This is a genomic window from Pseudotamlana agarivorans, assembly GCF_018860245.1.
Taxonomy (GTDB): Bacteria; Bacteroidota; Bacteroidia; order Flavobacteriales; family Flavobacteriaceae; genus Pseudotamlana; species Pseudotamlana agarivorans_A.
This window is the reverse complement of the sequence record NZ_JAHKPD010000013.1, coordinates 258020-279714: the sequence shown is the minus strand read 5'-3', so window position 1 is coordinate 279714 and position 21695 is coordinate 258020. Positions and strand designations below refer to the sequence as shown.

Genomic DNA, 21695 nt, shown 5'->3' with positions numbered 1-21695 from the left:
ATTATTTAGATCGTATACTTGTTATTAAATCTCTTATTTCTTGAGCGTTCTTAGTTATTTCATCCCAATTTTCAGCATGAATAAGATCACTTTTTGCAATCCATGAACCACCTATTGCTGTTATTAATGATGACTCTAAATAGGTACTTGCATTATTTATATTTAATCCGCCTAACGGAATAAACTTGAGCCCTAAATACTGATAAGGTGCTACCATACTTTTTAGATTTTCCATACCACCAGAAGTTTCGGCAGGGAAATATTTTAATATACGGCATCCTTCTTCTAATGCCATTTCAATATCTGTAGGTGTCATGATTCCTGGCGCGAAAGGCAAGCCTTGTTTTCTCGCTTCAGCAATTACTTTTGGATTGCACCCTGGCGCTACGGCAAAGTCTGCACCCAAATCTACAACAGCCTTCACCTGATCCGTGGTGAGCACGGTTCCAAAGCCTAACGTTATTTCAGGTACTTGCTTTTTTATCGCTTTAGCAGCATCAATAGCTACAGGAGTTCTAAGTGTTAATTCAATAGAGTCAACCCCTCCTTTAAGCAAAGCATTTGCTAACGGAACGGCATGCTTAAGTTCATCTATTACTAATACAGCAATTACGCCTGAATCGTCAATTTTTTTAATCATCTCTACAGGCATGGCCTGTTGTGCAATTGGTTGCATGTCCTATATTTTTATATTATTTTTTTGAATTTTTCTTAAAAAAATGAATCACCTCTTTTTATGGCAAACATTTTCAATTATACAAAGGAAGTTCAAATACTTGATGAAGAATAGATAGAACTTACCCTGTATATAAATTATTTTACCTTAACACATTGCGCATTACTAAACACAAGGTCAAATAGAATGGCTTTTAGCACTGAAATGAGTTCTCTATATTATATTTAGTTTGGCTTCTCAAAAAAAACTGAAGCTATCAAATACACGCTCACTATAACCCAAATGCACATTGGGTTAGCTTAAAACAATTTAAAAAAAGAAGATATATTTTGAGTGACTGATTTTGAGTGTACAGTGCTATCAATTATTTTTAAGGTTCCAGTATTTGTCCATCCTATCAATGTCGTACTTTTCATACTCTCTTTTTAATAACCATAGTGGTCTTTCTAAAGTGAGTTCCCACTCAAAAAGCTCTTTGTACATAGCTTTTAAGCGCTCTGGGTATTCATTGGCAAGATTATGTAATTCAGCTGTATCTTTAGAAATATCAAAAAGCATAGCTGGCCTGTCTGGAAAACGAATCAACTTCCAATCGCCATCCCTATAGGCTGCGCGATTTTCCTTTTTCCAAAAAAGTTTTTGATGGGGTCTGTTCTTTTTTTCTCCTTTTATAAAAGGTAATATATTAACTCCATCAATATCTTTTAATTCGCTTACATCTCCACCTGCAGCGGCATAAAAAGTTGGTAACAAATCAAAAGTACTGATTGGATAGTTGTAGGTTGAATTTTTCTTTAATTGCTTTGGCCAACTCATTGTAAAAGGCACACGAATACCTCCTTCTAAGAAATTTGATTTCGTACCACTCAAGGGCAAGTTGATAGAAGCATTTTTATCTGACGGCCCTCCATTATCGTTTGTAAAAACAATAATAGTATTATCATATAACCCTAAGTCTTTTAATTTTTTAATGATATTACCACAAGCTCTATCCAAGGCTAAAGTCATGGCGGCAAGTTCTTTTCGCTTCCCATTTAAATTAGGGAATTTAGCTAAGTCTTCTGGTTTTGATTCTAAAGGTGTGTGTACCGCATTAAACGAAAGCATCACAAAGAAAGGGTTGTCTTGGTTATTTTGTATAAAATCAATGGCTTTATCAGCAAAAATATCGGTTGCATATCCATTTGGTTCCTGAAAATCACCAAATCCACTTTCCATCATTTTATCCTTATGATTCTCGGCCAACACATCCTTATAAGCCCAATAACTACGGTCACCGCCCCTAAATCCATAAAACGCATCAAAACCTCTTTTCATGGGATGAAAACGGTCTGCATCGCCCTGGTGCCATTTGCCATATAAAGCGGTTTTATAACCTTGCTTTTTTAAATAATCTGCCATGGTCAATTGATCTAAGGGTAAGCCCATATCTTCTCCTTTAAGACCAGAGTTTTCACTCATAAAACCTACCACATTAATTTCCTCATACCCAAAACGTTGTTGATATTTACCTGTTAAAAGACCGGCTCGCGAAGGGCCACAAACAGCATCTGTAACATAGCCCTGTTGAAAAATGACGCCATCTTTTGCAAGATTATCAAGATTGGGGGTTTTTAAATCTTTGCTTCCTTGGAATCCAAAATCTGCATATCCAGCATCATCTGCAAATAACAAAATAATGTTTGGCCGTTCTTGAGCACTAACACTTAATTGCATGACCAAAAAAATCAAAATAACATATTTAAATCTACCCATAATCCGTATTTTTTTTACATCCAGTTAAAATTATTATTAACTGAGCACACAAAATAACACGAGAAGAAAACGATTTCCGCACCACATCTTACCCAATAATTCTACTGGATTATCCAAATGATAAACATCAAAACAACCAGATTTAACTTTACAGCTTGTATCTATAGGCTTTAGGGGTATCGCCCATAATATTTTTAAATTGCTTATTGAAATTTGGAATCGATTTATAGCCCACGCTAAAGCAAATTTCGGAAATAGGTATGTCTTCCTGGATAAGCATTCTAGAAGCGTTTCGTATACGCACTTCATTCAAGAATTCAGTAAATGATTTGTTTGTCATTTTTTTGAAAAACCTACAAAACGAATTGGTTGTCATACAGGCCACATCTGCGACATCACTAAGAGATATTTCTGTTTTATAATTATCTGAAATATATCGAATAACACTATCCAAACGATCTGGTCTATCTTTCGTAAATTGACGCATATCAGTTGAAGATAATATGGTCTTTTGATCATCTTCATATTGTGATAATTTATACAAAATATCCATTAATTTTATAGACTGCTCGCCTTTAGAAAGGTTGCTTAATTCCATGATATCATCATGCAGCGCTTTACCTATAGCATTATTAAAACTAACACCAAAATTAGATTGCTCCAATAAATTTTTAATAGATGCAAATTCTGGAACATCAAATGTGCCTTCTCCCATAAAGTTTTTTGTAAACTTCATTACAATGGTTTTCACCATTAAATCCTCTTTCATTTCATAATACACTTCGTCATTACGCCATAAATGTGGTAAATAAGAACCTACTAAAACTAAATCGCCTGGTGAAAATGGAGACACATCATCACCCACAAAACGAATGCCTGTACTTTTTGAAATATACAAGAGCTCATATTCAGAGTGGTAATGCCATGCCGTATCCAAACAAGGCATCTCCTTTTTAATAATATTTATTCTTTGGCTTGTAAAGCCTTCTAGGTTTTTTAAAACTAATTTCATGGGGCTAACTATTTTTTTGTTCATCTCTAAAAGAGTCTATACTGAGACACAGTGTAAGTACTCTACTCCTAGCATGTTACTCTTTAGAGAATAATTCACTTAAAAATAGCATCATAGAAATGGACGATTCATAATTACAAAACTTACATCCTAAATGTAACATCGATGTGTTTTTACAAACTCACTTAACCGAAAAAACCAGCGAATAAGGTTATTTAAGACGTATTACCTACGAAATTAATGATTTCATAACATTATATCAACGACATTAACATTAATATATCTTCTCTGTATAACTTTTACTACTTTTCACGTGTTTCTCAAGAAATTCAGAGTTCACAAAACAATAATTGGCATTACAAAATAAATTAAGATGCCGAGTTTAGCTATTTAACTTAATTGTAGAAATAAAATCAACTAGCATACTAATTGATTATAAATAAACCCTTATTACGCTCTAAGTTTTATAAACTTCAAAATTAGCAGTAAAACAATTACTCAAGATAAACTACGATAGGTATGGGGTAAAATCGATTAACCCAATCAAGATAATCAACTGTAAATTAGCAACATATTAAACTAATACTTAACATAAAACTTTTTATTATGAGAAAAATTTACACACTTTATTTGTTTACTATTGCTTTCACAGCTATAGGAACCGCTCAAGAAACCATTTTTGATTCCGATTTTTCTGACGGAACGTATACAGGCGTTCCTGCTGTTGAAGCAGATTTGGATGCTCATGCAGATTGGAATGCAGGTCATTTTGGTAATACTAGTACATGGACGGCTTTTCAAACCGGTAATGGCGAAGATGTTGTTAACACTGGAGCGTTTTACGCTTATGCTATTGTTGATAGTAAGCCTATTACAGCAATAGCCGGTGACGTTATTACAATTAGAACGGTTACTGATTATGGGTTTTCTGGGCAATCTTATGGAACAGAAGCAGATGAACCGATGATCTTTACAGGACTTTTAGATCAAAATGCACCAGCTTCAGGAGCAGATGGGAATGGCGTGCATAGAGAAGGTGTGATGGTTGTTAACAAAGGGTCTACTAATCAGATTGCTTTAAGTAATAATGGAGAAGGAACGGCTTTTGATGATGCCTCGGCAATTTTAACAACTGAAGATGCTGCACATATATACGAAGTTGTCATTGAGTATACCATTGGAACTAATGAAGGAACCTCTTCAAAAATTGCTAGAATTCACAGTATTAATGGCACAAATGGTTCTTCTACATCTACGGTATCTTCAGGGATCTCGACAGAAGTATATAATGCACTGACTGGAAGTGGAGCATACTTTTTTAACTGGGCGTTAAGATTTGGTTTTGGGTCAAGTGAAATAAGTCGCTTAGACTTAAGACATCTGTCTATTACAAAGAATGATGCATTATTATCAACTAGCAGTAAAAATTCTTTTGAGTTTTCAATGTATCCTAACCCAGTAAAAGATAGATTATTTATCAACACAAAAGAAACTATATCTAAAGTCTCTGTTCTTGATGCGTTAGGAAGAATCGTTTTAGAGGCTAGCGATGTTAATGATTTCTTAGATGTATCTTCATTGAAAAACGCTATATATATTGTAAAGTTATCTTTAAATAATGGTAACGTATCCACAAAAAAATTCATAAAAGAATAGTTTAGTTTATACTAAGTTTATTTAGTTCGAAGAGGCTGTCTGAAAAGGCAGTCTTTTTTTTTGCCATTTTTCAAGTAAATTCTTAAATTTAAGAATGAGTAGAAAAGTAGTTTTTAAGACTTATAACCAAGATGAGTTAAGTCTTTTACCTCCCAGTTATGATGATTTAGTTCCTGTCAATCATCCAGTTCGTATCGTAATACGATTATTAACCATATCGACATTAGTGCCTTAGAAAAAAGTTATAAAGGTGGTGGAATTTCAAGCTATCATCCACGAATGTTACTTAAAGTTATTATTTATGCTTACTTACGTAATTTGTGTTCTTCACGTAAAATAGAACAAGCTCTAAATGAGAACATCCATTTTGTGTGGCTCAGTGAGCGGAATAAACCAGATCACAACACGATCAATGACTTTAAAGAAAACCGCTTATAAAATCATTTAAAGAAAATTTTTCATCAAGTCGTTTACTTTTAGTTGAAAAGGCTGTTATTACTTTAATAAGATAGTTATGTAGACGGCACTAAGATTAAAGCAAATACTAATCGCTATACCTTTGTATGGGGCAAGTCAATAAAAAACCAGTAAAGAACGTATTAAAAGGCAGCTGAAAGAGCTTTGGTCTTATGTAGAAAAAGTCTATAAAAACGAGCAGCATATCCCAAATACACCGGATTTTGAAGCGATTGATGCAGATAAAATTGAAGCCACTATCAATCAAATTAATGATGCACTACAAGGAAAAGAAATCGATAAAAAAGTAAAGCAAAAACTTAATTATGCTAAGAAAAATTGGCCAACAAATATGGCTAAATACCAAAATCAGGAAGCTATATTAAAGGAAAGAAATAGTTACAGTAAAACAGATCCTGATGCAACTTTTATGAGAATGAAAGACGACCATATGCAAAACGGCCAGCTTAAACCTGGGTATAATGTACAAGCTTCTACTAATAACCAATATCTCACCAATTACACCTTAGCTCAGACCACAGCAGATACCACCACGCTAAAAGTTCACCTAACAGAGCATATTGAAAATTATGATGAAACACCACAAACATTGACCATAGCTATGAGAAAGCAACGATGTTGGGATGATGAGGCTGTTTTTGGAAACATAAAACACAACATGAACTTTAATCGGTTTATGTTAAGAGGAATTGATAAAGTTAGTGTTGAAATAGGACTAATTGCTATGGCATATAACCTTAAAAGTACCGTTTAGCAGTCTAAACAAACTTGACTAATTTTAATGACCTTTTTTAATCCAAAATTTAGACCAAATCAGAAAGCAAGATATTTTACAAAAAAAAATCGCCTAAAAATTACTTTTTAGACGACCTTTTTTAATTTCTAATTATATGTAGTTAATTATAGACTTCATCTTCAAGTACAGTCACATCATGTAATGTAGTAACCGTAGAATTATCGGCATAATTAATTACGACATCCATAGTACCAATACCATCTATTTTACTTGCATTCACTAAGCGCTCAACAGAAAAATTTTCAACAACTTCGTTGCCATCACTATCTTCTGTGATTATTTCTTTTTCTACCGTCCAACTAATTACATAATCTGTATCAGTAGATGCATCATTATAACCAGTTGATTCAAAACTTAGTAAATTAACATCTGTCAAAAACTCAATGGTAAGTGGCTGCTCTTTATAAACATTAATTTGTTTAATAGTCGATTCATTACTAATATTAGTAATACTATAAACTGGTGTTAGTGCAATATTAGATTCTGGGAATTTGCTTTCTTCTTCGCAAGACACTATCGAAACGACTAGTAGTAACAGCCCTATTATTTTATTTATATTTTTCATGTGTTTATATTTATTTTTTCGGTGTACATACTTCGCCTTTCACAGCAAGGCAATTAGCTTCCATATAATCATTTCCTTTAAGGATCTAATTTAGAGTTATGGAAGCTTCACACCTCTTTATATTCATATTATGGCCTAACTTCTACAGGAACTAATGATAATTCATCAAAATACATTAATTGAGGTCCCGTTACACCAGGATTTTCACTCGCTAGAACACGTAGGGTTGTTCTACGATTTGCATCTCCAACTCCCAAATCTGTTGGAATAACCAGTGGGATATTAGCATCCACTTTTACCCATTTCCCTTTGTCAATTGAAGAAATATCAAATAATACATCATATTCATAAATAGGGTTTCCAAATTCCATTTTAAACCCTTGTAGGGTTGTGCCTGGTTCAACATATACCCACATAGAAACATTATACGTTCCTGCCGACAAACCGCTCGGATCTGCTAAACCAAAACCGAATAGGTTAACTACAGGAATAGCACTTACATCTGGTAATTTGTATTGCATACTTGCACCACCAGTATATGATCTTGTTGTAACACGTTCATAAATTAAGTCACCATACTGGTCATTACCTTGTCCTGGTGGGATATAATATTTCGAGGATGCGTAGGCGTTATTTACACCACCGCCATCAAGCTCAAAACTACCCCAAGCATTTGATGGCAACACATTGTTTCCAAAATTCATAGCTACTAACTCTGGGCCAAAAGGTTCTAAAGTTCTTTGATCTAATGACTCTATTCCTGTTCCAGTATAAGACACCGTAATTTCATCACTATTATAAATAGGTTGCGATAATTCTAATTCAATAAAAATAGGATTATCATCACTTACCTTGGCATTTGCCACTGGAATATTTTGATTGAAACCATTGCCGTTCTTTACGCTTACCGTAAAACTGTTTTCTTGACCTGAAAAAGGCACCACTTCTCCATTTACTCTAAATGAAATTGTTTCATTTTGAGCTTCTTCTAAAGCACCATCAAAGGTAAAGGGCTGAGAAGATTGGATAACTTTCACTTTCAGAGGAATCAGTTTTTCTGAATTTGAAGTTGGTAACGGAGACACTCTCATCGAACGAAATCTACCTGCATTAAACGTTCCCTGTTTAAAAAATTTGATAGTAGCTTGATCAAAAGCACCTGACTGTGCTGGTACGCCGTTAGGTGAAAACCAAGTGGCTCCATTTGGTCTACCCTCAGTTGAGTTATTAACAATTGTAAGACCATTTCCTGCCTCTACTTCAACTACTGGCCAATTGTCTTGATCTGCTAAACTTGGCATATCGTCTTCCGTAATAGTTAGTATCTCATTACCATCTTGAAACACCGAAAATGCAGGATTTAAATAAGCATATACATCGAAAACAAATTTTGTTTCATAAACAAATAACCCGTCTTCCTCGTACTCTTTTTCAAGTACAGAATCCTCATACGCGTCGCTCATATTGGAAGAAACTGGTTGTTTGAATTTATTTATTAAGGTAATTGTATCACTTAAACTATTTCTTAACATAATATGTGCTTTTCCTTTTGAGGAAGTTAAGCCAGCACTTTCATCTATAAAAAGAGGAATAGAGTCTTGGTTATTCCACCCTTCTTTTAAGAACTTATCTTCTCCAGTGATAATCCATTCCGAACTTACAGCACCCTGTGCCAAGTTAAAGAAAGATATCCCTGTATCTTGATTTACAGCAAATTGAGCATCTACACCTACGCTAGGATTTAATCCTACTAGCCAAGAGACATCTGCAAAATCATCTTGAGGTGGTGTATAATCTGCATATTCATCTTCACAACTTACTATAAACAGTAAGCCAATAAAAAATGGTATTAATTTTATATTGTTCATAATAATTGTTTTATTAGTTAATAGATGGATTAGAGCTTGTTTCATCAAATGGTATTGGGTACGTGCCATGACGTTCTTCATCATAATTTAAAAAAGAGGCATTAAACTCATAATCTACCACAATATGGGGTTCAGAAGGTGCACCACTACCAACGTAGATTTTTGAATTATTAAATTTAGTTTTCATCTCGTTTGTATCATAGCTATAAAATGTAAAGTTTAAACCGTAATAAGTTTGACTTGCTAGTTCCCCTAAGCGCTTTTTAAAGCTGTAATTATCAGACTTTTTCCATCTTTGAAAATCGAGAAATCTAATATTGTGTCCTTCTATAGAAGTTTCCAAAGGTTTTTCAACACGCATTAAATGCTCCATTAAAGAATCTGCTGTATAAGCAACTCCATCATAAGTATGAGAAGTATCACCTCCTGATTGACCTAGTGAGACAAGTCCCCATCTTTGACGAATTTCATTAATCAAATCAAGCGCCTCTTGAGTGGCTCCCGTTTTAATTTTACATTCTGCTTGCATTAAATAAACATCAGACAATCTATTTAGTACAATATTTTTATAAGAATAAGCTTGACCTCCAGGTAAATCGCCTTCACCAAGAACGATATCATGGTTTGAATAAATTTTCCACCATCCATATCCCCAGTCTCTTCCTCCAAAACGCCCACTTTCTGACGTTTTCTCTAGGTACCAATCGGTTTCAGTGTCATCAACTACAGCCACCATTGCAGAACATCTTAATGGCATTGGACGTAAAGTCGTATTACCCTGATAATCCACATAATAATTTCTATTATCTAAAGGGTCCATAGGTTCAGTTTTATACGCATGTACAGCCCAAGCTGGAGCTACCGCACCTTTAGTTTGCGAGGTTCTAACGTTTACCCAATTGGTTCCTGATTCACCTTCCCAAGGCGCTAAGTCATATCGTACTTGATCTTTAGAAAAATTAATTTCGAAAATAGATTCACTATTAAAATCACCATTTTCTGTTGTAAACATTTTACTAAGATCTGTTTCTATCTGATAACCATGATTTTTAATAACATCATCAAAGTATACCATGGCATTATTATAATCTAATTCATAAAGGTAGGTTGTACCTAAAATAGTGGCCGCAGCACCAGATGTTGCTCGCGCTTTGTCATCATTTGGATATTCACCATTTCTATAAAGATTTTTATAAGCAAACTCTAAATCGGTTCTTACAAAATCAATAACGTCTTGTTTTGAAGAAAGCGCTTTATTGAAATCGGCTTCTATCTTAGGTACTTCATCTCTAATAACGATACTACCATCATTATAGGAAGTATATACATAAAAATGAAATAAGCCTCTCAAGAAACGGGCTTGTGCCATTTGTGATTTCCATTCTTCTAAATCACGATCACCAGTTACCTCTAAATTCTCTAAGGCCTCAATAACTTGATTTGCACGAAATATACCTAAGTAGGCATTTTGCCATTTTCCTAATACGGGATCTGAACTACCTGTATACGTATGTAAGTAAAATTCTTCAGTATTGCTTGGGTTTGGGCGACCATAACCAGGCCAGGCCATATCAGAACGCAGGATTTCCTCAAATTTATTTAGTAAATCGTTTCTCTGTAATGTTGCATAGGCAGCGTTTAGAGTATTACCAGTCTCTGTAAGATTTGTCCAAAAAGTTTCTGTTGAAATGAAGTTTGGATTTTCTTCAGTAAGAAATTCGTTATTCTCGCACGAGACCATAAAGCTAATGGTAAGTGCGATAAAAATGTATTTAAAAATTAGTTGTTTCATTACAATTAATATGAGTTAAATTAAAAATCAAAGTTTATTCCTAACATCCACTGTGAGGAAATTGGACCTGTGTTTTTATCAAGGCCTCGTGCTGAAATACCACCACCAACTTCTGGGTTATAACCAGAATATTTAGTGAATGTTAATGGGTTCTGAGCCCTAACATAAAAACGAAGTCTATTGAAACCCCAATTCTCAACGGTCTTTCTAGGAATACTATACCCTAAAGAAACTTGTCTTAACCTAAGGTAAGACCCATCTTCTAACCACAAATCACTATATCCTAAATAATTTGGATGACGTGACATATCGTTTACATAAGCAGGAATAGTAGACGTCGGATTTGCTTCTTGCCATTGATAAAGCAAATCTTTATGTCTGCCATAACCATAAGCCCAAGCATTAAAACCATTCATAATTTCTTGACCAATAGCTGCATACCAGTTCATTGAAAAATCGAAGCTTTTCCAGTTAGCATTGAATGTGTAACCTATTTCAAATTCAGGCAAACCACTACCACTATACACGCGGTCATCAACATCCAGTTGACCATCATTATTTTGATCGATAAAACGGGTATCACCCATACGTGCGTTACTATTTATTTTTTGATACTCCGCAAGTTTCTCTTGGGTATCAATAATCCCATCTGTTCTCCATAAATAGAAAGATGCGGCCTCATGACCAACCGCAAGGGCAGTAACTCTTGATTGCTGTGGCGCTCTACCTACTAAACCATTGTCGTCTGTTAAGATAAACTCGGTATTATTATTAATTTTAGTAATCTCATTTTCATTGGTAGAGAATGTTCCATTCATTCTAAAATTAACTTTCCCTACTTTACCTCTATATCCGGCTGTAAACTCAAAACCGCTATTGGTCATATCTCCAACATTAAGTACAACTTGAGCGTTATTACCGCCTCCAGATGAAGGTGGTACATATACAGGGAATAACATGTTTGTTTTATCTGAATGATAATACTCACCAGTAAGCGTAATTTTATTTTTCAAGAAACCAAGATCGAAACCAATATTGTTTTGCGTTGTTGACTCCCAACCAACATTTGAATTTACAAAATCTGTTTGAGCTGCTCCTAATCCTGAACCACCACTAGATGTAGGGTAATTTAAATCTTGCTCTATAGCAGCTGAAAACGCATAAGATTGAAACCTATCAACACCTACTGTACCGCTACTTAATCTTAATCTCGCATTATTAATTGCCTCTGAAGTCCAGAATGCTTCTTCCGAAATATTCCAAGCTGCAGCAATAGAAGGAAACGTTCCCCAGTGATTCTGTTCTGGGAATTTTGAAGAACCATCTCGTCTCACACTTGAGCTTAAGATATAACGGTCCTTATAACCATATTGAACCCTTCCAATTATTCCAATTCGAGTATCTGTATAATCAAATCCAGAGTTTACAATTTGTGTACCCGTAGCCCCATTAAGCACATCAACATTTGGATTAGTCCAGCCATTTCTTCTTGCTGAAAAAGCCTCACTCGCATTTTGTTCTGCAGTACCAAATAAAGTAAATGTTAAATTATGGGCATCATTAATAGTCTTTGTATAGGTTGCTCCTAATTCGGTCAAAACATTTGTTGTAAACCGCGTTCTCATGTCAATATAAGCGTCTTCTGGCTGACTTTGTAAACGCGGTGGGTCTTGGGTGTTATATATTTCTGTATAAGGCCTCTCTATTTTCCCTATATTATTTATGCTAGTAAGTCCAAAATTACCAGTAACATTTAACCCCTCTATTATTTCGTAGTCCAGGTTTAACGTGGCACTAGACCGTGTTGTTTTTAATACATTAGTTGTATTTAAACTTTCTAATACCCAACCTAAGCGATTTACATCATCTCCACCTTGTTGAAAATCATCTTGATTATCTATATTAATACCGTTTTGTGTTGGCCTGTAAACAATAGATTGAGATAGCAAAAACCCTTGTGGAATCTCTCTTTTATCTGTATTTAACGCTACACTAGTTTGAATTCTTAATTTATTCTTTTCGTATACCGTGTTAGCTCTAACATTAAAACGTTTGTACCCTGAATTGATTTGCAATCCACGTTGATCAAAATAACCAAGATTTACGTTATAAGTGATATCTTCTGAACCTCCAGAAACATTCATATTGTAGTTTTGGGTTGGTACATTTTGGTTGAAGATTAAATCGTTTATATTTGTCTCATTTTGAAAGCCAGTGGTTTGCTGTTTTATTTGCAAACCAGTTTCATCATCAAAACCACCGTTTACATTTCTATTTTGTATGATATCGGCATAAGTTTGTTCTAGCGAATTCATTAAAGGAATCGCTGCATTTCGGTGTTGTACTGCATAACTACCATTAAGTCTCACTTGAAGCGAACCTGGTTTACCTTGTTTTGTAGTAATTAATATAACACCAGTAGCACCACGAACACCATAAATAGCGGTTGAAGCAGCATCTTTTAAAATGTTAATCGATTCGATTTCCGTTGGTGGAATATTTGGGTCACCATTTTGAACAATACCATCTACTACATAAAGTGGTGTATTATCACCAGACAAAGATGTAATACCTCTAATAAGAATTTGAGCTTCACCTCCTGGCTCAGAGGATGCTACAACATTAACACCTGAAGCTTGCCCTTGTAAGGCAGAGGCTAAGTCGGAAGTTACTACAGATGTAATATCTTCTGCTTTTACTTGAGTTACAGCTCCTGTTATTTCTTTTTTCTTAACAGAACCATAACCAATCACAACCACTTCATCAAGCTCATCGTGGTCTTCTTTTAAAGTGATATTTACCGTTTTCCCTTTAACAGTTACTTTTTCCGTTAGCATGCCAATATAGCTAACAACTAAGACATCACCAATGTTAGCGTCAATGATAAATTCACCATCAAAATCTGTTACAGCACCTCTATTGGTGCCTTGAACCATAACTGTGGCTCCCGGAATTGGCAGATAGTCCCCGCCTTCTCCACCTCCTGTAACCGTACCGGTTACGGTGATAGACTGCGAACTTGCATTTAAATTACATAACAATGCCACGAAAATAAGTACGACATGACTTGCTAAGCTTTTTTTGAATAATAATTTTCTAATTTTCATTTAGTTAGTTTTAATTACCAAATTTGATAAATAATTTTTATATAATGTATTTCAGACTTTAATACACTATAATTTAAATAGGTTTTGAGATTTGGTAAAATTAAATCTAATTGAATCTTTTTTATTTCGTTCAATTACCTTTTGCTTAATCAATTTTACCTTAGTTATACTTAAATTATAATCTAGTTAATTTCGGAATGACCAATTGATTAACCCCCTATAATCAAGGAAGTATTCCCTCTTCAATATTTAAAATTCCTTTGATTTAGTTCTATACCCTGTTCCTATTGAATAGTGGCAAAGTTTTAATATTACTAAATTAGACTGAGCACAAAATTTAGAAAATTTACTTGCTGGTTATTAATTTAGCAATAATCAGAAGTAAATCAAAACATTACACATTTAAGTTTAATCAAAAGTTATACCTCCCAACAAATAGCGTCATTCTCAAATAAAATTCTCAACGAACGGAATCTTAAAGAAAAAATTTTAGCTTTAATTTTTGCCATAGCAACAATCACTTTTAGTAACGCTCAAAAAATTGAAATGACAAAAGTATTTGGAGGTTACATATACCTCCAAAATGGGAATCACATGACATTGAAAGATTTGGAAAAAAAATTGGCATCTAACCAACAAACTTTTGATTTAATAAAAACAGCCCGTTTAAATAATACGATCGCATCAATCTTCGAAATTGCTGGTGGTGGACTAATTGGCGCTCCAATAGGAACAACTATTGCTGGCGGAGATGCAAACTGGGCTTTAGCAGGAATTGGGGTTGGACTTATAGCTATTGCAATTCCAATTAAATTGAGTTCAAATAAAAAAGCAAATCAAGCTATAGAATTGTATAACTCATCATTGAATTTAACACCTTTTAATAAACTTAAACCTGAATTAAAACTCATGGCAAATAGGAATGGTTTAGGACTTTCAATAAATTATTAAGAACTACTTATAATAAACCACTATGGATTTAAAATCCATAGTTTCAAAAAAAAGAATGAAATTCTTTATTTACGTTACTCTAATATCCAATTACCTTTCTCTGAATTGGGCTTTCCCTTATGGTGTTCAAGGTATTCCTGAACCATCTCATCTGTTATCTTTCCTATGCTCCACGCTCCATAACCAACAGCCCAAAGATGGCGACCCCAGTATTGTTTGTTCAATTTCGGAAACTCCTGTTGCAACATTCTTGATGAACGACCTTTCAGCTTCTTCACCAATACACTTATACTTAACGATGGAGGAAACTCAACATGCATATGGACGTGATCCTTGCTTACAACACCCTTTAAGATTTGTACATTTTCAGAATTACAGATCTGAATCAGTAAGTCACGACACCGATGCTGAATATCTCCCTGTAAAACAGGATAACGATATTTCGTGGCCCAAACAATATGACAGCTTAAATTTGTTATTGAATGTGAATTCTTGCGATAATTTCACATATAACAAAACTAAAACATTTATAGAAACTAAAGTAGCTGCAATGAAATTGCAGGGTTTTAACCCTTAACTAGATAATAAATTAAATTCTTCAAATTCGGTGGCATCATTGATATAAAACCGAAGCTTTTCAAAATTTGATGTTATCACGTAGATACAGCCTTTTTGATTGGCTTTATAATCAAAGGCTTGTTTACGTATGCTTTCTAAATCTTTAGTGTTTGTGCCTTTAAGCTCTATAACTCCTATTGCAGTATCCTTTAAAAGGATGGCACCATCGGCTTTACGTGCGTTCTTTTCGTTTTTAAACTCGGTAGTTAAATTCGGATTTGGGTTTGGAAACAATGTATAGCCAAGAATATTAACAAACAGCTCATTAAAAAAGGTGGCTTGATATTGCTCTTCTTTAGCTATTTTAATGTTTTCTTGTATGCTGGTGTTCCAAAAGTATTTTTGATACTTTTTATATGCTTTATCGATGACTGTTTCATCAAGTAAAGCGAGATGAGATTTAAGTACGGATGCTTGAAATAATGCCATTTACTATTATAGAGTATTATTAAGCCTCTAAAATAAGAAAACAAAACAGGTATTATCGGGTCTACTTTTTTTATTATAACAGTAGTTTTCAACAAAAATCAAGCCTGCTCTAAAACAGCCATTATCTGAAAAGAGATTTTATTTTTTCCATTATCATTTTGTACCGCACTTCCTGTGTTTCATAGTACAAATTCCCTAAAATGGCTTCTTGCATCCTGCTTGATTCTAAAATATTTTGAAATTGTTCTAGCAAATAAATGTTAACCTCTTTATCTGCATTATCAACTATCTCGTGCCAATCTGTTCTATTATCTAGGATGTAGATAACATCTTCAAAATCGTGACTCATTCTTGGATCGTTCCCTCCTCGATCTGAATGGGCTACAAACTTGCTTGCCAGAAAATAAGGTAATGGCATTATATTTATGGTTTGTCCTTCAATATCCATTTGCTCTCTGTTCTCAAATCCTGCTTCAAACCAAGGATTAGCTGGTGCCCACCCAACCGGTTTTGTTCCCATAACATCCACTAATATATCATCAAGTTTAAATCTACAAATGACATCCACATCTGCTGTTTGCTTAAAACCTTTTGCAACTAACTTTTCTCTGATTTCCTCAAGATGAGAAAGTGACACAATTTTAATGCTAATATCAATATCTTTTGTAGGTCGCACATCATCGGCAGCAGGATCATTAACATATAAGCTTACTGTTGCTCCACCAACATAAATGACTTCATCGTTTAATTCACGTAATGCCTCAGCAACACGTTTAATAATCTTTCGATTTATGATTGTATTTTTCAATTGAAATGCTTGTCAAGTTCCTCTATTGCTATGTTTTGTTCTCTAACATTCCCCAAACGAATAGCATCTACTAAGGCTAATAACTCATGTAATAATCTATCTTTTAATGCTGCTTCTGGAACTTTACTATAAAGTGGCTCTACTGAAAACCCTCTATCCTTACCTTCGGCATATGGCCAAACATAAACTTCTTCACTTTGAATACTATTAACTAAAGGTTCTGCACTATGCGCTGTCACAACGCCACGAACTAATCCACTTGGTCTTTGAGGATAAACATATTTCAAACCGTATTTTAGGAACTCCAATAACGCCAATTTCATTACCATTTTTTTATCGCTAGAAATTAATCTTGCTATAACGCTTCGATTGAGAGACTCGCTAATTTCACTGTTGCTTATTCCTAATTCATAAGCTATGTCTTTCATCAACCAGTCTTCCTCTCCTTTAGCTATGATTTTGAGTAAAATAACTAAATCTTGTGGTCGCATTCCATTGTGCTGCTTCATAACTCTTATCTTTATTGATTCTCAATTCGCGAATCGCGAATTGCAAAACACGAATTTAGATAATTAAAGTAAAATAACCAACTGAATATATATATAATGAAAATTCAATATGTATGTTCCACAAATAAACAACTTTCTAAAACGGTTGAAAACTACTTTACTGAGATGCATTCTGAAAATGAGTTTTTAAGTGCTGGAACTAAAAGTAAAATTTGTAGAAAAGAAGGCACTACTATATTAGAAATGTAAGTATCATTTTAGATTACCACTATACTGATTAAAATAATAACTTTAAACTACCAAAATTACCATTATAATGTTTTTTTTAATTGAATTCCATTTGTAGTAGTTAAATGGCAAGAATTTAGTAAACTTTCGAGATAAGTCCTAATAATTGGTACGTTTCTCGAAAATTTACTATGATACCTTCATAAGAATATATTTTGAATTCATTTACGCCTATTTGAAGTCACATTCAGCGTGAACCCACAAAACTCTTAAAGTTTTGTTAAAAAGGGGCAAATTCGGTGTCACTAAATCTTAAGGGACCTTATAAGTCCTATAAAATCTCAAAAAATGAGATTTTGGATAGTCCCTCTTTCTCCGCAAGGAATACATTAAATTCCACTAAAAGCCCGTAAACATTATGTTTATGGGCTTTTTTCATTTTCTTACTCACCAAACAAAATCATATAATATCAAATAAAAGGGGATCAAAAAAAGCAATACAATAGATATAAGTCAACTACCACAAGGAGTTTATATTTTGAAAGTGACAGACCAAAACTATGTAACAACCAAAAAATTCATAAAACAATAAATTTTTGATTTTTTCAATGACCAAAGAACAATTTCATAACTCTTACTGGTAAAAAATACAACTTCATTAATCTATGCCTTGTTAGAAGTATTCATTCTACATCGAAGGTTTTACAATTCTACAAACGCCCTTCAAATAATAATTATTACAAATCAAATAACCCTGGCAACCAAAGTGTTAATTCTGGAAAATAAGTTACCAAGAATAAAGCTAAAACCATGGCTAAAAATAGTGGCAACAGTGGTTTTATTACTTTTTCAATAGTCGTTTGTGCCACACCTACCCCTACAAAGAGTACGGAGCCCACGGGTGGTGTACAGAGTCCGATACATAAATTAAGCACCATGATAATTCCAAAGTGAACCGGATCCATTCCTAAAGCAGTAACTACGGGCAAAAATATTGGCGTGAATATGAGCACTGCAGGCGTCATATCCATAAAAATTCCAACAAATAATAAAATGAGGTTAATAATTAAAAGTACCACAACTTTATTATTGCTAATACCCAACAGCACATCACTAATATTTTGAGGTATATTTTCAAAAGACATCACCCAAGACATACTCATCGAAGCCCCAATTAGAAGCATTACCACCGCAGTTGTTGCCGTAGAGTCTAACAGAATTTGTGGAATATCTTTAAAGCCAATTTCTTTGTAAACAAAACCTAATATTAAAGTATACAATACAGCAATTGCTGAAGCTTCAGTAGCCGTAAATACACCGGTTACAATACCTCCTATAACAATAAAAAGTAAAAGTAAACTTGGAAAAGCATTAATAAAAGTTTTAAACACTTGACTTAAAGGACTACGCTCTCCAATTTTATAATTCTTCTTTTTAGCCCAAAAGGAAGCCACTAGCATTAAAAGCAAACCCGTTAAAATTCCAGGCACGTATCCAGCTAAGAATAAAGCAGCAATAGACACACCACCACTAGCAAGTGAATATACAATCAAGACGTTACTAGGTGGAATTATTAGTCCTGTTGTAGCTGAAGTAATATTAACAGCGGCTCCAAATTCTTTAGAGTATCCTTCTTTTTCCATTTCCGGACCTAGAATACTTCCCATAGCTGAAGCCGAAGCCATAGCCGAACCAGCAATAGCCCCCATAAGCATTGCCGCAATCACGTTTATTAAAGCCAATCCACCAGGAAGCGATCCCACAATGGTTTTGGCAAATGCAATGAGCCTATGCGCTATTCCTCCTTTGTTCATGAGTTGCCCCGAGAGGACAAAAAACGGAATGGCAAGTAAAGCGAAACTATCTAAACCAGCCCCCAACCGTTGCGCTACAGTTGTAAATGCTGGTAGTGCTGGTATGCTTACTAACATGGTTAGCACAGATGAAATGGTAATACTCCAAGCAACTGGAGTGCCTATAGCAAGCAGGCCGATAAAGCTTATGACTAAAACAAGTATTGGTATATAATCCATAATTAGTTTAAATTTTTAATGTCGTCAATTTTATAATAGATTATTAGTAATCCAGTTAGTGGAATAACTAAATATACTACAGCCAATGGAAGGTGTAGTGCTGGTGAATGTTGTCCTAAAATATAGGTGATATACACCAGTCTAGATCCACCTATAACAAGTGCAAAAAAGCAAAAGAGAATTATGAGCGATAGCACAACAATTCTCAGTTTTTTCTGTGTTTTTGGTTGTAACTTAGGTGTAATAATATCGATTGCTACATGCATATTTTTTCCAGAAACATAAGCTGCCCCCAGTAGTCCCACCCAAATCATAAGATACCGCGCTAACTCGTCGGTAAATGAACTTGGTGTTCCTATAATATATCTTGTAAATACTTGCCATAGTACATTAATCACCATAACCCCCATGATAATTACTAAGAATGCACTTAGAATTTTATCTAATTTTTCTCTTATCATAGCTTATTTCGTTTCTTGAATTTGTTGAATGAGTTTAGCCATTTCGGGATCTGTTTGAAATTGCTCATAAATACTTTGAACTTTTTCAGAAAACAAAGACTTGTCTGGTCTAATAATAGTCACTCCATTTTTTTTAACTTCTTCTAGAGCTTCGGTTTCGGCTTTAGCCCAAAGTTCTCTTTGGTATGGCACAGAACGACTTGCGGCTTCTTGTACCCATGCCTTTTCTTGGTCTGATAATCGATTCCAAAATGGTGTTCCAACCAATAAAATATCAGGTAAAACTGTATGTTCATCTAAAGTGTAAAATTTACATACTTCATAATGCCTAGAGAGGTAAAAACTTGGTGGATTGTTTTCAGCACCATCCACAACACCTTGTTGTAATGAGGTATATAACTCCCCCCATGAAATAGGTGTTGGAGAACCGCCTAAGGCACTAACCATGTTCATGGCTGTAATACTCTCCATCACACGTATTTTAAGTCCTTTTAAATCTTCAGGAGTTTCAATAGGTTTATCTTTCGTGTAAAAACTACGACTTCCAGCATCATAATAAGCTAGGCCTTTTAACCAATATTGTTCACTTTCGTTTAGCAGTTCTTGACCAATAGGACCATCTAAAACCGAATAAGCATGTGCTTTATCTCTAAACACAAATGGTAGTCCGAATACCTTTAATTTAGGTGCAAAGTTTTCTAAAACACCCGCAGATACTTTAGTCATGTCTAAGCTTCCTATTTGTAGAAGTTCTAAAGCTTCACGCTCAGAACCCAATTGTTGGTTTGGATAAATTTCTAAAGCTAATTTTCCTTCAGAAATTTCTTTTAAATCCTCACCCATCTTAACCATGGCCACGTGCACAGAATGGTTTATATCCAAACCATGGGCTAGTTTTATGGTTTTAGTTTCAGAAAGTTCACTGCAACTAAAACACATAAACACACACAGTATTAATATGATTTGTTTTGTCATAAGTTTATTGGTTTTCTAGTTTCTAAGCTCAATGTTTTAGCTACAGTAACTATGGTAGTACTTAAGGTCTTTTTTACTTTTTAAAAATATACTTTAACGTAAATATTTTTTATCTGAATTATATATTATTAAATAATTGACACCTTTAAAATTTTGTTTAGCTATTCTGAAAAAATGTGCATCTAGTCTTCGTTTGAAGGTTTTCCAATGGTCGCTAAAATACCGCCATCTACATATACCACGTGCCCATTTACAAAATCACTAGCTTTAGAGCTTAAAAATATAGCTGCTCCAGCCAAATCATCAGGATCACCCCATTTTGCTGCTGGCGTTCTATTGATGATAAAGTCATTAAATGGATGACCATCTACACGAATAGGTGCCGTTTGTGAGGTTGCAAAATAACCTGGACCAATACCGTTGACTTGAATGTTGTATTTTGCCCATTCGGTAGCCATGTTCTGGGTAAGCATTTTAAGTCCGCCCTTAGCTGCAGCATAAGCTCCAACACTATTACGGCCTAATTCGCTCATCATAGAGCAAATATTAATGACCTTACCTTGCTTTCTGTTTACCATGTTTTTCACCACATGTTTTGACACAATAAAAGGGCTCACTAAATCAATATCAACGACCTCTTTAAAATCGGCAACTTCCATTTCTAAAAGTGGTGTACGTTTAATAATACCGGCATTATTGATCAAAATATCAATAGCCCCTACTTCTTTTTCAATTTTAGAAACAGCTTCAATCACTTGATCTTCTTGGGCAACATTAAATTTGTAACCCACAGCTTTTATACCTTCTTTTTGATATTCCGCAACAGCGTCATCAATTTTATCTTGTGAAGAATTACCGTTAACAACAATGGTTGCACCAGCAAGGCCTAGACCTCTAGCCATAGCCATACCTAAACCATGTGTACTTCCTGTTACTAAGGCTACTTTGCCTTCTACGTTAAATAAATTTGTTGCCATTG

General features: G+C 34.4%; 19 protein-coding genes and 1 pseudogene. 5 read left to right on the top strand and 15 right to left on the bottom strand.

The annotated features are described in order from the left end of the window. Position 1: 1 nt before the first annotated feature. From KO493_RS09760 to KO493_RS09750, 3 genes are all read right to left on the bottom strand, one after another. Positions 2-676 carry a bifunctional 4-hydroxy-2-oxoglutarate aldolase/2-dehydro-3-deoxy-phosphogluconate aldolase gene (locus tag KO493_RS09760; protein WP_216067770.1) on the bottom strand — a complete coding sequence of 225 codons (675 nt, stop codon included), beginning with the start codon at positions 674-676 and terminating at the stop codon, positions 2-4. A 360-nt stretch (positions 677-1036) separates the two neighbouring features. Then, positions 1037-2431: a sulfatase-like hydrolase/transferase gene (locus tag KO493_RS09755; RefSeq protein WP_216067769.1), complete on the bottom strand. Its 1395-nt coding sequence runs from the start codon at positions 2429-2431 to the stop codon at positions 1037-1039. Positions 2432-2579: 148 nt separating this feature from the next. Then, on the bottom strand, positions 2580-3443 hold the full coding sequence (locus tag KO493_RS09750; RefSeq protein WP_216067768.1) for an AraC family transcriptional regulator: 864 nt from the start codon (positions 3441-3443) through the stop codon (positions 2580-2582). A gap of 606 nt (positions 3444-4049) precedes the next feature. Between KO493_RS09750 and KO493_RS09745 the strand changes: the two genes are divergently transcribed. Both KO493_RS09745 and KO493_RS16090 read left to right on the top strand, forming a co-directional pair. Further along, on the top strand, positions 4050-5099 hold the full coding sequence (locus tag KO493_RS09745) for a T9SS type A sorting domain-containing protein (RefSeq protein ID WP_216067767.1): 1050 nt from the start codon (positions 4050-4052) through the stop codon (positions 5097-5099). Positions 5100-5193: 94 nt separating this feature from the next. After that, positions 5194-6330, top strand: a pseudogene (locus tag KO493_RS16090) (transposase). 142 nt (positions 6331-6472) lie between these two features. Here KO493_RS16090 and KO493_RS09735 read toward each other — a convergent pair. The 4 genes from KO493_RS09735 to KO493_RS09720 form a co-directional block, all read right to left on the bottom strand. After that, on the bottom strand, positions 6473-6937 hold the full coding sequence (locus KO493_RS09735; protein ID WP_216067766.1) for a hypothetical protein: 465 nt from the start codon (positions 6935-6937) through the stop codon (positions 6473-6475). Positions 6938-7065: 128 nt separating this feature from the next. Next, positions 7066-8805, bottom strand: a complete 1740-nt coding sequence (locus KO493_RS09730) for a hypothetical protein (RefSeq protein ID WP_216067765.1) — start codon at positions 8803-8805, stop codon at positions 7066-7068. Positions 8806-8818: 13 nt separating this feature from the next. Next, positions 8819-10597: a RagB/SusD family nutrient uptake outer membrane protein gene (locus KO493_RS09725; protein ID WP_216067764.1), complete on the bottom strand. Its 1779-nt coding sequence runs from the start codon at positions 10595-10597 to the stop codon at positions 8819-8821. A 20-nt stretch (positions 10598-10617) separates the two neighbouring features. Then, a complete protein-coding gene (locus KO493_RS09720) occupies positions 10618-13704 on the bottom strand; it encodes a SusC/RagA family TonB-linked outer membrane protein (RefSeq protein WP_216067763.1) in 3087 nt (1028 codons plus the stop codon). 546 nt (positions 13705-14250) lie between these two features. Here KO493_RS09720 and KO493_RS09715 point away from each other — a divergent pair. Beyond that, positions 14251-14655: a hypothetical protein gene (locus tag KO493_RS09715; RefSeq protein ID WP_216067762.1), complete on the top strand. Its 405-nt coding sequence runs from the start codon at positions 14251-14253 to the stop codon at positions 14653-14655. A 74-nt stretch (positions 14656-14729) separates the two neighbouring features. On the opposite strand, the gene tnpA is transcribed toward KO493_RS09715, so the two are convergent. From tnpA to KO493_RS09695, 4 genes are all read right to left on the bottom strand, one after another. Then, positions 14730-15134, bottom strand: a complete 405-nt coding sequence (gene tnpA / locus KO493_RS09710) for an IS200/IS605 family transposase (protein ID WP_216067818.1) — start codon at positions 15132-15134, stop codon at positions 14730-14732. Between the two features lie 94 nt (positions 15135-15228). After that, a complete protein-coding gene (locus tag KO493_RS09705; RefSeq protein WP_252723203.1) occupies positions 15229-15702 on the bottom strand; it encodes a hypothetical protein in 474 nt (157 codons plus the stop codon). Positions 15703-15823: 121 nt separating this feature from the next. Next, positions 15824-16510, bottom strand: coding sequence for a hypothetical protein (locus KO493_RS09700; RefSeq protein WP_216067761.1), 687 nt, complete (start codon positions 16508-16510; stop codon positions 15824-15826). Next, positions 16507-17019 (bottom strand): hypothetical protein, encoded by a 513-nt coding sequence (locus tag KO493_RS09695; RefSeq protein WP_216067760.1) that lies wholly within the window; start codon positions 17017-17019, stop codon positions 16507-16509. Before KO493_RS09695 ends, KO493_RS09700 begins: the two co-directional genes overlap by 4 nt. A 96-nt stretch (positions 17020-17115) precedes the next feature. Here KO493_RS09695 and KO493_RS09690 point away from each other — a divergent pair, with 96 nt between their 5' ends. Both KO493_RS09690 and KO493_RS16050 read left to right on the top strand, forming a co-directional pair. After that, positions 17116-17268, top strand: a complete 153-nt coding sequence (locus tag KO493_RS09690; protein WP_216067759.1) for a hypothetical protein — start codon at positions 17116-17118, stop codon at positions 17266-17268. Between the two features lie 463 nt (positions 17269-17731). Next, entirely contained in the window at positions 17732-17839 is a 108-nt protein-coding gene (locus KO493_RS16050) for a T9SS type A sorting domain-containing protein (RefSeq protein WP_216067817.1), read from the top strand. Between the two features lie 145 nt (positions 17840-17984). On the opposite strand, the gene KO493_RS09680 is transcribed toward KO493_RS16050, so the two are convergent. The 4 genes from KO493_RS09680 to KO493_RS09665 form a co-directional block, all read right to left on the bottom strand. After that, entirely contained in the window at positions 17985-19280 is a 1296-nt protein-coding gene (locus tag KO493_RS09680) for a TRAP transporter large permease (RefSeq protein ID WP_216067758.1), read from the bottom strand. Between the two features lie 2 nt (positions 19281-19282). Then, a complete protein-coding gene (locus tag KO493_RS09675; RefSeq protein ID WP_216067757.1) occupies positions 19283-19741 on the bottom strand; it encodes a TRAP transporter small permease in 459 nt (152 codons plus the stop codon). 3 nt (positions 19742-19744) lie between these two features. Beyond that, positions 19745-20716 carry a TRAP transporter substrate-binding protein gene (locus tag KO493_RS09670; RefSeq protein WP_216067756.1) on the bottom strand — a complete coding sequence of 324 codons (972 nt, stop codon included), beginning with the start codon at positions 20714-20716 and terminating at the stop codon, positions 19745-19747. Positions 20717-20898: 182 nt separating this feature from the next. After that, complete coding sequence (locus KO493_RS09665; protein WP_216067755.1) at positions 20899-21693, bottom strand: gluconate 5-dehydrogenase; 795 nt, start codon at positions 21691-21693, stop codon at positions 20899-20901. Between the last annotated feature and the right edge of the window lie 2 nt (positions 21694-21695).